This is a genomic window from Sphingomonas sp. NCPPB 2930 (assembly GCF_042867205.1).
Taxonomy (GTDB): domain Bacteria; phylum Pseudomonadota; class Alphaproteobacteria; order Sphingomonadales; family Sphingomonadaceae; genus Sphingomonas.
This window is the reverse complement of sequence record NZ_JBHZQU010000002.1, coordinates 385,024-400,153: the sequence shown is the minus strand read 5'-3', so window position 1 is coordinate 400,153 and position 15,130 is coordinate 385,024. Positions and strand designations below refer to the sequence as shown.

The window sequence follows — 15,130 nt, the reverse complement described above, 5'->3', positions numbered from 1 at the left end:
TTGCCGCGCAATAGCATGGCCGGATGGTGTCCGCGGCCATTCCCAGCTTCTATCTCTATGGCGAACCGCACCGCGCGGTGGAGGAGGGCTTCGTCCATGCCGAACGGCTGGACAGCCGCTCTCGCCCGCATGAATGGACGATTCTGCCGCACGCCCATGCCGATCTGGTCCAGCTCTTCCTGCTGGAAGAGGGCGGCGGCACCATGCGCGCCGAGACGAAGAGCCTCGCCGTTAGCGCGCCCGCGCTGGTGATCGTACCGGCGGGGATCGTGCATGGTTTCGACTGGCATCACGAGTCGGCGGGTGCGGTCGTGACCTTGTCGGTCCGGCATCTGACGCTGCTCGATAGCCGCTATCCGGGACTCGCCGCCGTCTTCGAACAGGCTGGGGTCATCGGCTCGGACGATATGCCGACCGACCGGATCGGCGCGCAGATCGCGACGCTGATGCGCGAATTGCTATGGTCGGGACCGGGGCACCGCGCGGCGGTCGATGCTGCATTGCTGACGATCCTGGTCGAGACGCTGCGCTCGCTCGACAGGATGCGCGACCATGCCCCCGCCATCCCCGGCCATCACCACAGCCTGGTCGCCCGCTTCCGCGCCAGGATCGACGAGCGTTTCCGCCTGCGTGAGCCGATCGCCGACTATGCCGAGGCGCTGGGAACCAGCGAAAGCCGCCTGCGCGTCGCCTGCGCGCGGGTCGCGGCGCTGTCACCCGCCGCGATGCTGGACCAGCGCGCCATGCTCGATGCCAAGCGCGCGCTTCTCTATACCAATATGTCGGTGGCGGAGGTCGGCTATGCGATCGGCTTTTCCGACCCGGCCTATTTCACCCGCTTCTTCAGCCGCCATGCGGGCGTGTCTCCCAGCGCCTATCGCAAGGCGGCGGGCGACTGACGCCCGGACGCGGCATCGGCCATTCCGGCGGAGTGGAGGTCAGCGCCGTGCGTAATCGCGCGGGGTCATGCCGTATTTTTCCTTGAAGGCGCGGCTGAAATGCGCGGGATCCTTGAACCCGCAATCATAGGCGACCGACGTGACGGACGACCGATAGGCCAGATTGCCGCGAAGATCGCGCTTGGCCTTTTCCAGCCTGAGGTGCCAGATCCGTTCCGACAGCGACCGTTCGCTTTCCGCGAACAGCTTGCGCAGATAGCGCTCCGACAATCCGAAGGTTTCCGCCACGCGCTCGCACGTCAGCGTCTCTTCGCAGAAATGCGTGTCGACGAACTGGACGATACGGGTCATCAGCACATGGCGCTGTTCGCGCAGCGGCGGGCGCCGGTCGGAGGTCTGTTCGGTGAAGGCCGCGCCGACCAGATCGATCAGCGCACCATGGAGCGCCGGTGCACTGCTGGGATCGATATGGCCCAGCTGATCCTCGAGATCGCAGATAAAGCGTGCCGCCAGCCGTCCGGTGCCCCGCGCGCCCGAGATGGGGCAAGCGGTCAGATCATCCAGGCTGCGGATCTGGCGGGCCATGTCCTTCCGGCTCAGCCGCAGGACGGTCTGGACGAAGGGTTCCTCCACGAAGAAATCATAGGGCCGCGTGCTGTCGTAGATCGCCATGTCGCCGACCTGAAGACGCGCCTCGCGGCTGCCCTGACAGATCGTCACCCGGCCCTCGACCAGCACGGTCAGCAGGACATATTCGTCATGGTCGGATGCGATCCGACGCCGATCGCGCGAGACATGGTGGCGCCCGGCGGCGACCTTGGCGATGCGGGTTCCCAACAGGTCGCAACTGCTGATCGAGGCGTGGAACGGGCCGTCATCCGCGCGCGCGCAATCGAGATCGACGATCTGCTCGCGCACCGTCTCCCGCCAAGCGGCAAAGCTGACGGCATCGACCTGCCTGCGCTTCATGCTTTCAACGTCCACGATGCATCCTCGTGTGCCGGAGGGCTCAAGGCAGCGATGCTCTCATAGGGACCGGTTCGGCCGCAAGCCCTTATTCCATGGCCCGGTCGCCAGCGCCCCGACCGGCCCCCAGGGACGCCGAGGCCCCTTTTCTGCGCCGCTCCAAACCTGAAAACAGGCCGTCCCGTACAAGTTTTTCCGATCGTCCTCGCAGACTATCCGTCTTGTGGGTCGGGCTTTGCAGGTTCGCACCCATAGGCCGACATCCAGCCCGAAAGAGGCTCGAGCGGCGCCGTCAGGAGGTCCTGGTTCATAGGAAGGGGGCGTTATGCGCGTGCAATATAGTTCGATGTTATTGGCCGGTGTTTCCCTGATGGCGTTGCCGCACGCGGCACTAGCGCAGGAGGCGACACCCACGACCGCCACCGGGATCGAGGCCCAGGCCAGCCCGGCGAACGACGGCGCCGATGGGCAGAAGGACATCGTCGTCACCGGATCGCGCGTGGTGCGCGACGGCAGCAAGTCGCCCAGCCCCGTGACCGTCCTGAGCGCGGGCGAACTGACCCGCACCGCGCCCAGCAACATCGCCGACGGGCTCAACCAGTTGCCGCAGTTCAGCAATTCGGTCAGCCAGACCAGCTATGGCCAGACCAACGCCAACACGCCCAGCAACGGCAACTATCTGAACCTGCGCGGCATCGGGCCCGCCCGCGCGCTGATCCTGTTCGACGGGCGGCGGTTGCCGCCAACCAGCTTCGACGGCAGCGTCGACGTCAACACCCTGCCCCAGATGCTGGTCCAGCGCGTCGACGTGGTCACGGCCGGTGCGTCGGCGACCTATGGTTCGGACGCGGTCAGCGGCGTGGTCAACTATGTCCTCGACAAGACATTCACGGGCGTCAAATACACGCTGCAAAAGGGCGTCTCGACGCGCGGCGACGCGCCCAGCCTGCGCGCGGGCGTGGCGGTCGGGACGGGGCTGCTCGGCGACCGGGCGCACCTGATCGTGAGCTTCGAACATTACGACTCGGCCGGTATCTTCAGCCGTTACGACCGACGCTATGCGGGCAATCTCTACAGCCTGGTGGGCGCCGGGACCGCCGCCAATCCCTATGTCACCGCGGCCAATACCCGGCTGAGCTTTTCGTCGTTCGGCGGGTTGCTGCCTGCGCTTGGCCTCGCCTTCCAGCCGGGCGGCGCGCTGACCGCGTTCAACGGGGGGACGGCGACGGGCAATCCGTCGATCAATATCGGCGGCGACGGGGCCTATTTCGATCAGCTCGGCCTGACCGGCAGCCTGAAGACCAACCAGGCCTTTGCGCGCCTGTCGATGGACGTCGCGCCGGGCGTCAACGCCTTCGTCCAGGGCAGCTACGCCGACTCGCGCAATATCGGCTATTATGGCTCCGACTTCCATTTCGGCAGCATCCTGTTCTCGCCGACCAACGCCTTCCTGTCGGCGCAGCAACAGGCCCAGCTCACCGCCGCGTCGGGCGGCGCGCCGATCACGATGTCGCGCTACAGCCGCGATCTGGGCCAGCGCGTGTCCGACGCGTTCAACCGCAGCTACAATGTCACGGCGGGCGTCGACGGGCGCTTCGGCGATTATCGCTGGAACCTGGCCTATTCCCATGGCCGCACCCAGCTCGACGTGAAGGGGCTGGAGGTCAACAACCAGAAATTCTACGCCGCGCTCGACGCGGTGAGGGACGGCAGCGGCAATATCGTCTGCCGCGTCAGCCTCACCAATCCCGGCCTCTATCCGGGCTGTGTTCCGCTCAACCTGTTCGGAGAGGGTTCGCCGTCGGCCGCAGCGGTCGCCTATGTCAACGACTATTCGCGCTACCGCGTCGTCAACGAACTGGACGTGGTCAGCGCCTCGATCTCGGGTTCGCCCTTCTCGTCATGGGCGGGGCCGGTGTCGGTGGCGGTCGGCGGCGAATATCGGCGCCAGTCGCTGGTCGAGACCAGCAATTCCGATCCCGGCGTGGCGACCGACTTCACCGGCATCCGTTTCGTGCCCAGCGGGACGCTCGGCCACAGCTTCACGAACGTCGGCAGCGCCAAGGGCCGTTACGACGTCAAGGAGGTGTTCGGCGAGGTCGACATTCCGCTGGCCAAGGACAGCGCGCTCGGCCGCTCGCTCAACCTGAACGGTGCGGTCCGCTATACCGACTATAGCACCAGCGGCGGCGTGACGACGTGGAAGGCGGGCCTGGTCTATCAGCCGGTCGACGATCTGGTCATCCGGGCGACGCGCTCGCGCGACATCCGGGCACCCACCCTGTACGACCTGTTCGCCTCGCGCTCGATCAACGTCTTCGGCCTGTCGATCCCCGGCGTGGGCAATTTCCCCACCCAGGCGATCTCGGGCGGCAACGCCGCGCTCAAGCCCGAGAAGGGGCTGACCACCAGCGCGGGCTTCGTCTATTCGCCCTCCTGGCTGCCCGGCGCCCGCCTCGCCATCGATTATTTCGACCTGAAGCTGCGCGATGCGATCACCGTGCAGGACGCGCAACAGGCCTATGACGATTGCCAAGCCAGCGGTGGAAACGCCCCGGTGTGCAACCTGATCGTCCGCACGTCCGGTTCGAGCGTGCCCACGGCGATCCTGGTTTCGCCGCTGAACAGCGCCTCGCTGCGGACGCGGGGGTTCGATTTCGAATCCTCCTACACCTTCGGCGTGGGTCGGGGGCAACTGGCCCTGCGCGCCTTCGCCAGCTATGTGCCGGTGCTCAGGTTGCAGACGAGCGCGACGCAGCCGGCCGAGGAACTGGCGGGCACCGCGAACACCTCCGTCGGCGGCAACGGCGCGGGCTATCCCAAATGGCGGGGCAACCTGTCGGTGAACTACGCGAACGGCGGCTTCAACCTGAACGTGCAGGAACGCTGGATCGGCCGCTATGACCGCTCGACGCGGGCCAGCTATGTGATCGCCGACGCGTCCAACCGGATGCCGAACGTGTTCTACACCGATCTGAACATCAGCTACGACGTCGCGGGCGGCCAGTTCTCGCCGTTCATCAACGTGCGCAACCTGTTCGATCGACAGGCCCCGCTCTACGCCAGCGCGCTGCCGGGCCTGTCCTATCCGGCCAATCAGAGCCTGCACGACGTCGTGGGACGCTACGTCACCTTCGGCATTCGCGGCAAATTCTGAAGGATCGGGGCCGATCGCGCGTCGGCCCCCTTTCCTTCCGCCAGAGAGATCATTCGATGAAACCATGGTTCCCGGCCTTCGCGGCGGTGGTGGCGGTGGTGGCGGTGGCGACACCCGCTGCCGCCGCGCCCCGCACGCCCGCATCCCCCGCGCCCGCCGCCCGCTCGGGCTGCGATCGCGGGTGCCTGCTCGACATGACGAACCGCTATCTGCTGGCGCTGGAGGCGCATGACGCCGCCCGCCTGCCCCTCGCCCCCGGCGCGATGGTGTATGAGAATGGTCGGCCCGGCAGGCTCGACGACGGCGTGTGGAAGGACGCCACGATCATCACCGGCCGATCGACGATCGTCGACCCGGAGGCGGGGCAGGCGATCTTCTTCGGCATCGTTCGCCGCAAGGACGCAGGCCAGGCGCTGTACGTCGCCCGGCTGAAGGTCGCGGACGGCCGGATCACCGAGGTCGAGCAGCTGACGGCTGGCAAGGACGACCTGCTCTTCAACCCGGACGGCGTTCATTTCCCCAAGCCGATCTGGTCCGACGTCCTGCCGCCGGAGGAACGCGTCCCCGCCGCCGAGCTGCGGCGCATCGCCAACCTCTATTTCCAGTCGATCCAGGAGCATGATCCGACGATCGTGCCGTTTCATCCCGACTGCAACCGGACCGAAAACGGGACGCCGACCACCAATACCAACCGGCCCGACGTCATCACCTCCGACAGTTGCGACATCGGCGTCACCAAGTTCGGCTGGATCCCGGTGGTCCGCGAACGCCGCTTCCCGATCGTCGACACCGCGCGCGGCCTGGTCATCGGGATCAGCCATCTGGACGTGGTGCCCGGCATCAGCAGCAACAACGGGCCCAGGGCCGATGCGCCCTTCACCTTCGTGATCTATGAGATTTTCAAGATCGTCGACGGCCGCATTCTCGATATCGAATGCTTCATGATCACGCCCAAGGACCGGCGCTCGATCTGGCCGGTGGGGCCGTTCTACGAAAAGCTCCATCCCTATCGGCGGGCGGCCTCGCCCGCCGCGAAATAGCCCGCATGCGGCGGCGCGCCATGCCGGTCCGGGCCATTTTTCGGGCCGCAGGCGGCAAGCGCGGTTCGATGCCGCCGCTAGCCTTCATTCCATATCAGCGAGGGGGAAGAGTGCGTTGACGAAGCCCATGGTTCGGCTCGCCGTCGTACAGGCGGCGCCAGTCTATCTCGACGCGCAGGCGTCCACCGACAAGGCCATCGGCCTGATCGCCCAGGCGGCGGCGAACGGCGCGAAGCTGATCGCCTTTCCGGAAATCTGGATCCCGGGCTATCCCTGGTGGATATGGCTGGGCGCACCGGCATGGGGGGCGCAGTTCCTGCCGCGCTACCACCGCAACGCCCTGGCCGCCGACGGCCCCGAACTGGGCCGCATCCGCGAGGCCGCCGCGCGGCATGGCATCCACTGCGTCATCGGCTATGTCGAGCGCGCCGACAGCACGCTCTACATCAGCCAGATGCTGATCGACGACACCGGCACGACGGTCTTCAACCGGCGCAAGCTGAAGCCGACCCATGTCGAGCGCACCGTGTTCGGCGAGGGCGACGGGTCCGACCTGAAGGTCGTCGACACCGCCATCGGTCGCCTGGGCGCGCTATGCTGTGCCGAGCATGTCCAGCCGCTGAGCAAGTTCGCCCTCTATGCGCAGGGTGAGCAGATCCATGTCGCCTCCTGGCCGTCCTTCACGCTCTACAAGGGCATCGCCTATGGTCTGAGCGCCGAGGCGAACCTGGCCGCCAGCCGCGTCTATGCGCTCGAAGGCGGATGCTTCGTCCTTCATGCGACCGGCGTGATGTCGCCCGACGTCTATGACACCCTGTGCGACACGCCCGACAAGGTGGCGTTGCTCAACGCGGCCGGTGCGGTGCAGGGCGGCGGCAATTCGATGATCTTCGGACCCGACGGCCGCTCGCTGACCGAGCCGATGCCGGAGGATGAAGAAGGGCTGCTCTATGCCGATGCCGATTTCGACGCGATCGTCCATGCCAAGAGCGCGCTCGATCCGACCGGCCATTATTGCCGCGCCGATGCGACGCGGTTGCTGCTGAACGCCCGACCGCGCCGCCCGGTGGAGCCGTTCGGCGCGTCTTTGCCCGATGGTGACACATGGGAGGCGCTATGACCCCCTCCCTCACCGCCAATGGCGGCGCCTTGAGCGGCGACCGCCGCTATGAGTTTCGCGCGATCGCGCTGCTCGCCTTGGGGTTCGGGCTGGTCGGGCTCGATCGTTGGCTGGTGATGCCGCTCGCGCCGCAGATCATGCGCGACCTGAAGCTGGATTATCAGGACCTCGGCAACCTGGCTGCGGCGGTCGGCCTGTCATGGGGCGTGTTCGCGATCCTGATGGGCAATCTGGCCGACCGCATCGGGCGTCGCCGGATCGTGATCGCTGCCGTGATCGGCTTCTCGCTGCTGTCGGGGGTCAGCGGACTGGCGGGCAGCCTGGCGATGCTGATGGTCGCGAGGCTGGCGATGGGTATCGCGGAGGGGGCCTATTGTCCCGCGAGCTACGCCGCCGCGCTGGATGCGTCACGCCCGGCGCGACGCGGCCTCAACCTCGGCATCATCCAGGGGGCGTTCGCGCTGTTCGGGCTGGCGCTCGGCCCGATCATCGCGACGCAGCTGGTCGCGATCGTCCCGTCGTGGCGCGCCGTCTTCCAGATCGTCGCGGTGCCCGGCCTCGTGCTGGCGGGTGCGATGTTCGTGGTGCTGCGCGATCCTCCCCGCGCGGCCCGCCCCGCCGTGACGGACGATCCCGCCGCCCGCGCATCGTGGCGCGACGTGCTGGCGCGGCGCAACGTGCGGGTCGCCATCCCGGCGATCTTCTGCTCGATGAGCGGGATCTTCGTCCTCGGCGCGATGACGCCGGTGTTCCTGACCGATGTCGTGCGGCTGGACGGCCCGCAAATGGGGCTGGTGATGTCGGGCCTGGGCTTTGGCGGTTTCGTCGGACAGATCGCGCTTTGCGGCATATCGGACGTGATCGGTCGCCGCCCGGCGCTGGTCGCTGCCTTTCTCGGCGGGGCGGCGGCGCTCGCCGCGCTGGTGCTGACCGCGCACACGCCGCTGCCGCTGTTCGCGCTGCTGTTCCTCGCCGCCTTTTGCTGCTGTGGCGCGAATGCGCTGCTGGCCGGGCCGGTGGCGGGCGAGGCCGTGCCCTATACGCTGTCCTCGACCGCGATGGGACTGGTGGTGGGGCTGGGCGAGATTTTCGGCGGCGGGATTGCGCCGAGCATCGCGGGGCGCATCGCCGTCACCACCGGGCTGCCGACGACGCTGCTCACCGTGTCAGGCGTTCTGGTCCTGGGCGCGGTCGCCAGCATCGCACTGATCGAGACCGCGCCGCGGCGCGGCCATGGGGCGGCCCGCCCCGAAACGCCCGCCATCGCCGTTTGAGGCCCGACCCGCGACCGGCATAGCATCGACCGACAAGGAAAAAAGGAGTGAGAGGATGACCCGCTACAGCTTCGAGGCGCAATATATCGACGGGACATGGCGGCCCGGTTCGGGCGAGGAAACCATGGAGGACCGCAACCCCTATTCGGGCGAGTGCCTCCTCCGCCTGCGCGCCGCCGACCTTACCGACGTCGATGCCGCCTATCGCGCCGCCGCCAAGGCGCAGCGGGAATGGGCGCAAACGCCTCCGGCGGTCCGGGCCGACCTGTTCCGGCGCGCCGCGAATATCGTCCAGGCCCGGCGCGACGAGATCATCGACTGGCTGGTCGCGGAATCGGGTTCCACCCGGATCAAGGCCGGGATCGAATGGCAGGCGGTGATGGGCGGTCTGAACGAGGCCGCGTCGATCCCCTATCGCATCAACGGCCGCATCCTGCCGATCGACCTGCCCGACACCGAAAGCCGCGTCTATCGCCGCCCCATCGGCGTCGTCGGGGTGATCAGCCCGTGGAACTTCCCGCTCCACCTGTCGCACCGCACGATCGCGCCCGCGCTGGCGGTGGGCAATGCCGTGGTCGTCAAACCGGCCGAGGACACCCCCGTCACCGGCGGCCTGCTGCTGGCGCGCATCTATGAAGAGGCGGGCCTGCCGCCCGGACTTTTCAACGTCGTCACCGGCAGCTCGCGCGTCATCGGCGACGGCTTCTGCACGCATGATGTCCCGCGCTTCCTGTCCTTCACCGGCTCGACCGGGGTGGGGCGACGTATCGGTAGGCTGGCCATCGAGGCCCCGGTCATCAAGCGGGTCGCGCTGGAGCTAGGCGGCAACAACCCGTTCGTGGTGCTGGCCGATGCGGACCTCGACCAGGCGGCGCAGGCGGCGGCGTTCGGCCGGTTCCTGCACCAGGGCCAGATTTGCATGAGCACCAACCGCGTGATCGTGGAGGACAGCGTCCACGACGCCTTTGTCGAGAAGTTCGCCGCCTGCGCCGCGCGGCTGAAACATGGCGATCCCGCCGAGGCGGACACGCTGATCGGCCCGGCGATGAACGCGAAGCAACTGGCCGCGAACCTCGATCACCTCGCCGCCGCCAAATCCCGCTTCCGCCTGGTCCTGGGGGGCGAGCCGTCGGGCGCGGTCGTCCCGCCGCACATCTTCGCGGATGTCGACAATGACGATCCACTGGCACAGGCGGAGATGTTCGCGCCGATCGCCTTCGTCATCCGGGCGCGGGACGAGGCGCATGCGCTCGAACTCGCCAACGCCACCGATGCGGGCCTGTCCAGTGCGGTCTTCACCCGCGACGAGGCGCGCGGGCTGCGCTTCGCCCATGGGCTCGACGTCGGGATGACGCATGTCAACGACATGACCGTCGCCGACATGCCGTTCAATCCGTTCGGCGGCGAGAAGAACAGCGGCATCGGCCGTTTCGGCGGCGACTGGATCGTGGAGGAGATGACCACGACGCACTGGGTGACGATCCGGCGCGGTGCGGTCGACTATATCCCCTGATCGCCGCCTCTTGCCCCGACGACGACCCCCGCCGGGCGACCGGCGATGCGACAAGGCCCAGCCCCCCGATGTACACCACCTCCAGCGCCTTCCTCGATGCCCTGATCGAGCATGGCGTTTCCCATGTCTTCGCCAACCTCGGCAGCGATCACCCCGCGCTGGTCGAGGCGATCGCGGAGGCGCGCGCCGCCGGGCGGCCGATCCCGCGCATCGTCACCTGCCCCAATGAAATGGTCGGCATGAGCGCCGCGCACGGCTTCTGGCTGGCGAGCGGCGTGGCGCAGGCGGTGGTGGTGCATGTCGAATGCGGGACCCAGGCGCTGGCGGGCGCGGTCCACAACGCCGCCAAGGGGCGCGCCCCGATGCTGATCTTCGCGGGTGCGTCCCCCTTTACCCAGCATGGCGAGTTGAAGGGATCGCGCAACGAGTTCATCCAGTGGATCCAGGATGTCCATGATCAGCGCGGACTGGTGCGCGGCTATATGCGCTATGACAACGAGATCCGCACCGGGCGCAACGTCAAGGAACTGGTGCACCGCGCCTTTCAGTTCGCCGGGTCCGATCCCAAGGGCCCCGTCTATCTGATCGGCGCGCGCGAGGTAATGGAGGAAGAGGTCGCGCCGACCCCCGACGAGGCGGCGGCGTGGCGCTGCATCGGGCCGGGCGCGCTGCCGCCCGAGACGGTCGCCCTGATCGGCGAGGCGCTGTTGGCGGCGCGACGGCCGCTTGTCGTCACGTCCTTCCTGGGCCGCAATCCGGCGGCGGTCGCGCCCCTGGTGGCGCTGTGCGAGCGGCTGGGGATCGGGGTGCTCGAATCCGTGCCCAATGCGATGAACTTCCCGCACAGCCACCCGCTCTATCTCGGCAACCAATGGAATCAGCCGCAGCAGAATGCCGATCTGGCCGCGGCAGATATGGTGCTGGTGATCGACAGCGACGTGCCGTGGATCCCGACCGTGTCGGCGCCGGGCGATGCCGCGCGGATTTTCCACATCGATGTCGACCCGCTGAAGGAACAGATGCCGCTGTGGCGGATCGGGGCGGAGGCGGTGTGCCGCGCCGATGCCGCGACTGCGCTCGCCCAGCTGGACGACTGGCTCGCCGCGCAGCCCCTCCCCGCCGCGCGCATCGAGGAGCGGCGCGCGCATTATGCCGATCGCCACGCGGCGCGCGAAACGGTGCTGCGATCGCGCGAGGCGGTTCCGGCGGGAACCATCACGCCGGAATATTTTGTGTCGCGTCTGCGGGCGGCACAAAGCGATGACATGCTTTTCGTCAACGAGGCAATCTCGAACTATGGCGTGGTGTTCGATCACCTGCGGCTCGACACGCCGGGGGCGATCTCCACGAGCGGCGGCGGATCGCTGGGGTGGAATGGCGGCGCGGCGATCGGCGTCCGGCTGGCCAGGCCCGACGCGACGGTGGTGGCGCTGACCGGCGACGGTTCGTTCCTGTTCACCGTGCCCAGTTCGGTGCACTGGATGGCGCGACGCTATGACGCGCCATTCCTGCAGATCGTCTTCAACAATCGCGGCTGGAAATCGCCCAAGCTCTCGACGCTGGCGGTCCATCCGGACGGCTATGCCGCGCATGCCGACGATCTGGACACCTCGTTCGACCCCGCCCCCGATTATGTCGGCATCGCCGCCGCGTCGGGCGGCGCATGGGGTCGACAGCTTCGCGACCCGGCGGAGATCGACGATGCCATCGCCGAGGCGCTGCGGGTCGTGCGCGAGGAACGGCGCTGCGCCGTGCTGGACGTGTGGCTGGACCATCACTGACATGACCCGCGCGCTCATCACGCTCGACGATTATCGCGATGCCGCGCGTCGCCGGTTGCCGCGTATCGTGTTCGACTATCTGGAGGGCGGTGCCGGTTCCGAGCGCGGCCTTTCGCGCAACCGCGAGGCTTTCGCGCGAACCCGGCTGGTGCCGGATCGCCTGACCGATGTCTCGCAGCGCCGACAGGCGATCGCGCCGTTCGGCCGCCCCTGGGAAAGTCCGTTCGCGGTCGCGCCGATGGGCCTGACCGGCGTGGTGCGACCGCAGGGGGACCTGATCCTGGCCCGGGCGGCGGCGCGGGCGGGCATCCCCTTCTGCCTGTCCACCGCGGCGACCAGCACGATCGAGGCCGTGCGCCGCGCCTCGGACGGGGAATTGTGGTTCCAGCTCTATGTCGTCCAGCGCGCACTGGCGGATCGACTGGTGGCCCGCGCGCGCGAGGTGGGGTGCACGACCCTGGTCCTCACCGTCGATGTCGCGGTGAATGGCGACCGGGTGCGCGACCGGCGCAACGGCTTCGGCGTTCCCCTGCGCATGACGCCGCGCATCCTGCTCGACGGTGTCCGCCATCCGGTCTGGTCGCTCCGGCAGGTGCGCCAGGGCTTTCCGCAGCTCGCCCATTTCGTCGCCGCCGGTGACGGGGACGTGGAGGCACAGGCCGCGCTGATGGCGCGCCAGATGGATGCGAGCTTCGACTGGGCGGCGCTGGCGCGGCTTCGCGACGACTGGCGCGGCACGCTGATCGTCAAGGGCGTCGTCTCCGCCGAGGATGCGCGCCGTTGCGAACGGCTGGGGGTGGATGGTGTCGTCGTCTCCAACCATGGCGGCCGCCAGTTGGAGGACGCGCCCGCCCCCATCGACCTTCTGCCCGCCGTCGCGGATGCGTGCGGGCTGCCCGTGCTGATGGACAGCGGGGTTCGGGACGGTGCCGATGTGGTGAAGGCGATGGCCGCCAGTGCGAAGGGCGTGCTGGTCGGCCGCCCGCTGCTCTATGCGCTGGCGGCGGATGGCGAGCGCGGCGTCGATGCCGTACTCGCCATGCTGCGGCGGCAGGTCGATACGACGCTGGCGCTGCTGGGGACGCCCGACGTCACCCGACTGGAGCGCCGCCATTTGGCCTGAGGCGGCCGCTTGTCACCCGCCGCCCCGGAGTGCCTCCGACCGGCCCTGCACCGAGGGCGGCAATCCGGCGAGACTGTCTCGGGTGATCGCGCCGGGACGATCGGCCCCGATCAGGGTCATCGTCACCCGCATGTCCGCCGCGATCAGGTCGAGCAGTTCGCTCACCCCCCGCTGCCCCCGCGCCGCCAGCGCATAGATATAGGCCCGGCCGAGCAGCACCGCATCCGCGCCCAGCGCCATCATGCGCACCACGTCGATCCCCGAGCGCACGCCGGAATCGGCCAGCACCGCGATCGCTCCGGCGACCGCATCGGCGATGGTGGGAAGCGCCGTGGCGGTGGGCATGGCCCCGTCGAGCTGCCGCCCGCCATGGTTGGACACGATGATCCCGTCCGCCCCGAAACGGACCGCCTCGCGCGCGTCCTCGGGGTCGAGAATGCCCTTGAGGATCAGCGCGCCCTTCCAGTCCTGGCGCACCCATTCCAGATCGCGCCAATGGATGGTGGGGTCGAAGTTGCGCGCCAGAAAGCCGGTATAGTCGGCCATGCTCATCGAATGGCCGACATAGGCCTCGATATTGCCGAAGGAGAGCGGGCGGCCGCGCAATCCCACATCGATCGCCCAGCGCGGATGGCGGAGCGCCTGCGCATATTGGCGCAGCGTCGCGGCGGGCCCGGCCATGCCGGAGCGCCGATCGCGATAGCGCGAGCCGGGCGTCGGCATATCGACGGTGAACACCAACGTCCGCATTCCCGCCGCCCAGGCCCGGTCGAGCGCGTTGCGCATATAGCCGCGATCCTTGAGCACATAGAGCTGCGACCAGAGCTGCCCCGGCGCGTCGCGCGCCACCTCCTCGATCGACGCGACCGAGACGGTGGAGAGGGCATAGGGGATGCCCGCAAGGCCCGCCGCCCGCGCCGCCTGCACCTCACCGCGCCGGGCATACATTCCCGTCGCCCCGACCGGCCCCAGCGCGACCGGCATCGCCCATGGCTGGCCTAGCACCGTCACCGCCAGCGACGGGTTCCCCGCCCCCTTGAGGACGCGTTGGCGCAGCGCCACCCGCTGCAAGGCGTCGACATTGCCGACCATGGTGGACTCAGTGACGGCACCGCCATCGATATAGTCGAACAGGAAGCGCGGCAGGCGGCGCCGGGCCGCCTCGCGGAAATCCGTGGGGGCGGAAATGATCATCGAAAGACCTCGCTTGACGGGTCACCGACCCGGTAAGCGACGAAAATAGGCCAAGGGTCGGGTTGCGAAAAACGAAAGCTCCGACTGGCCTCTATTCCCAAATCGACTGGCCCGGAGGGATCGCCGCCCCGGCCGACCGGCTAATCCGCCTGGTCGGCCACCATCTGCAACCAGGCGCGCGCGGCGTGCGACAGGAAGGCGCCGTTGCGCCAGACCATCGCCAGCCGCCATTCGATATAGGGTTCGGTCACGAGCACGCCGCAGATACGCTCCGCATTGAGCTGGTCCACCAGCAACCGGGGCAGAAAGGCGATGCCGATCCCCGATGCGGCCAGTTCGAGGATGAATTCCACCTCGCTGCTCTGGACCGCGATGTTCGGCTTGAACCCATGGCGGTGGCACGCATCGACCACCATGCGATGCAGCACGAAGCTGTCGGAAAACAGGATGAACGGCTCGTCCCGCAAGGCGTCAAGCGACAGCGACCCGGCCTTGGCCAGCGGGTGATCGCGCGCCATCACCGCCATCACCGGATCGCGCCAGACCTCCTGACTATGCCATTCCGGCGCATTGGGATCGACCGTCGCCGCCAGCTCGATCTCGCCGGTGCGCACCATGTCGAGGAGTTGGTCGCCGCCATGCTCGCGCAATTCGATGGCGATGCCCGGATAGGTCCGGCGATAGCGGGCCAGCATCGGCGCGAAGATCCGCGCGCTGCCGACCGGGGGCAGGCCGATCCGGAGGCTGCCCCGCTGCAATCCGCGTATCTCGTCCAGTTCGACGAGCAGGTCGCTGCGTTCCGCCAGCAGGCGCGCGGCGCGCGGATACAGCGCCTCGCCAAAGGTGGTCAGCTTCACGCGCGGACCGATCCGGTCGAACAGCGGCGCGCCGAGTTCGTCCTCCAGCTGCTTGACCGCCTTGCTGACCGTGGACTGCGTCGCGAAGATCGTCCTGGCCGCCTGCGAAAAGCTGCCCTGGCGAACCACTTCGACAAAGGCGCGTAGCGTTCGGAACTCCATGTCATTCCTTTAAGGAATAGCGCCCATGCCAACAAGTCGCTCCA

The 15,130-nt window shown here is 68.1% G+C and carries 11 protein-coding genes; 8 read left to right on the top strand and 3 right to left on the bottom strand.

Annotation, left to right across the window (positions count from 1 at the left end; translation table 11 throughout):
• Nucleotides 1-23 precede the first annotated feature (23 nt).
• Complete coding sequence (locus tag ACFX59_RS05075) at nt 24-899, top strand: helix-turn-helix domain-containing protein (RefSeq protein WP_309698292.1); 876 nt, start codon at nt 24-26, stop codon at nt 897-899.
• Nucleotides 900-938: 39 nt separating this feature from the next.
• Here ACFX59_RS05075 and ACFX59_RS05070 read toward each other — a convergent pair whose 3' ends face one another.
• On the bottom strand, nt 939-1,883 hold the full coding sequence (locus ACFX59_RS05070) for a helix-turn-helix domain-containing protein (protein WP_387430208.1): 945 nt from the start codon (nt 1,881-1,883) through the stop codon (nt 939-941).
• 352 nt (nt 1,884-2,235) lie between these two features.
• Between ACFX59_RS05070 and ACFX59_RS05065 the strand changes: the two genes are divergently transcribed.
• The 7 genes from ACFX59_RS05065 (at nt 2,236) to ACFX59_RS05035 (ending at nt 12,873) form a co-directional block, all read left to right on the top strand.
• On the top strand, nt 2,236-5,022 hold the full coding sequence (locus ACFX59_RS05065; protein WP_387430206.1) for a TonB-dependent receptor plug domain-containing protein: 2,787 nt from the start codon (nt 2,236-2,238) through the stop codon (nt 5,020-5,022).
• Between the two features lie 56 nt (nt 5,023-5,078).
• Entirely contained in the window at nt 5,079-6,062 is a 984-nt protein-coding gene (locus ACFX59_RS05060) for a hypothetical protein (protein ID WP_387430204.1), read from the top strand.
• 115 nt (nt 6,063-6,177) lie between these two features.
• Nucleotides 6,178-7,182, top strand: coding sequence for a carbon-nitrogen hydrolase family protein (locus tag ACFX59_RS05055; RefSeq protein ID WP_387430202.1), 1,005 nt, complete (start codon nt 6,178-6,180; stop codon nt 7,180-7,182).
• Entirely contained in the window at nt 7,179-8,456 is a 1,278-nt protein-coding gene (locus ACFX59_RS05050) for an MFS transporter (RefSeq protein WP_387430200.1), read from the top strand. The genes ACFX59_RS05055 and ACFX59_RS05050 overlap by 4 nt, the downstream gene beginning before the upstream one ends.
• 55 nt (nt 8,457-8,511) lie before the next feature.
• Nucleotides 8,512-9,969: an aldehyde dehydrogenase family protein gene (locus ACFX59_RS05045; protein ID WP_387430198.1), complete on the top strand. Its 1,458-nt coding sequence runs from the start codon at nt 8,512-8,514 to the stop codon at nt 9,967-9,969.
• Between the two features lie 68 nt (nt 9,970-10,037).
• Nucleotides 10,038-11,750, top strand: a complete 1,713-nt coding sequence (locus ACFX59_RS05040; protein ID WP_387430196.1) for a thiamine pyrophosphate-requiring protein — start codon at nt 10,038-10,040, stop codon at nt 11,748-11,750.
• Between the two features lies 1 nt (nt 11,751).
• Nucleotides 11,752-12,873 (top strand): alpha-hydroxy-acid oxidizing protein, encoded by a 1,122-nt coding sequence (locus ACFX59_RS05035; RefSeq protein ID WP_387430194.1) that lies wholly within the window; start codon nt 11,752-11,754, stop codon nt 12,871-12,873.
• Nucleotides 12,874-12,885: 12 nt separating this feature from the next.
• Here the strand turns inward: ACFX59_RS05035 and lldD are convergent, their stop codons facing one another.
• Together lldD and ACFX59_RS05025 are read right to left on the bottom strand one after the other, a co-directional pair.
• Nucleotides 12,886-14,067 (bottom strand): FMN-dependent L-lactate dehydrogenase LldD, encoded by a 1,182-nt coding sequence (gene lldD / locus ACFX59_RS05030; protein ID WP_387430192.1) that lies wholly within the window; start codon nt 14,065-14,067, stop codon nt 12,886-12,888.
• Nucleotides 14,068-14,207: 140 nt separating this feature from the next.
• Nucleotides 14,208-15,086: a LysR substrate-binding domain-containing protein gene (locus ACFX59_RS05025; RefSeq protein ID WP_387430190.1), complete on the bottom strand. Its 879-nt coding sequence runs from the start codon at nt 15,084-15,086 to the stop codon at nt 14,208-14,210.
• Nucleotides 15,087-15,130 lie beyond the last annotated feature (44 nt).

Coding starts and splice junctions, on each gene's coding strand:
- ACFX59_RS05075 (WP_309698292.1), top strand. CDS start 24: ATGGTGTCCGCGGCCATTCCCAGCTTCTATCTCTATGGCGAACCGCAC.
- ACFX59_RS05065 (WP_387430206.1), top strand. CDS start 2,236: ATGGCGTTGCCGCACGCGGCACTAGCGCAGGAGGCGACACCCACGACC.
- ACFX59_RS05060 (WP_387430204.1), top strand. CDS start 5,079: ATGAAACCATGGTTCCCGGCCTTCGCGGCGGTGGTGGCGGTGGTGGCG.
- ACFX59_RS05050 (WP_387430200.1), top strand. CDS start 7,179: ATGACCCCCTCCCTCACCGCCAATGGCGGCGCCTTGAGCGGCGACCGC.
- ACFX59_RS05045 (WP_387430198.1), top strand. CDS start 8,512: ATGACCCGCTACAGCTTCGAGGCGCAATATATCGACGGGACATGGCGG.
- ACFX59_RS05040 (WP_387430196.1), top strand. CDS start 10,038: ATGTACACCACCTCCAGCGCCTTCCTCGATGCCCTGATCGAGCATGGC.
- ACFX59_RS05035 (WP_387430194.1), top strand. CDS start 11,752: ATGACCCGCGCGCTCATCACGCTCGACGATTATCGCGATGCCGCGCGT.
- lldD (WP_387430192.1), bottom strand. CDS start 14,067: ATGATCATTTCCGCCCCCACGGATTTCCGCGAGGCGGCCCGGCGCCGC.
- ACFX59_RS05025 (WP_387430190.1), bottom strand. CDS start 15,086: ATGGAGTTCCGAACGCTACGCGCCTTTGTCGAAGTGGTTCGCCAGGGC.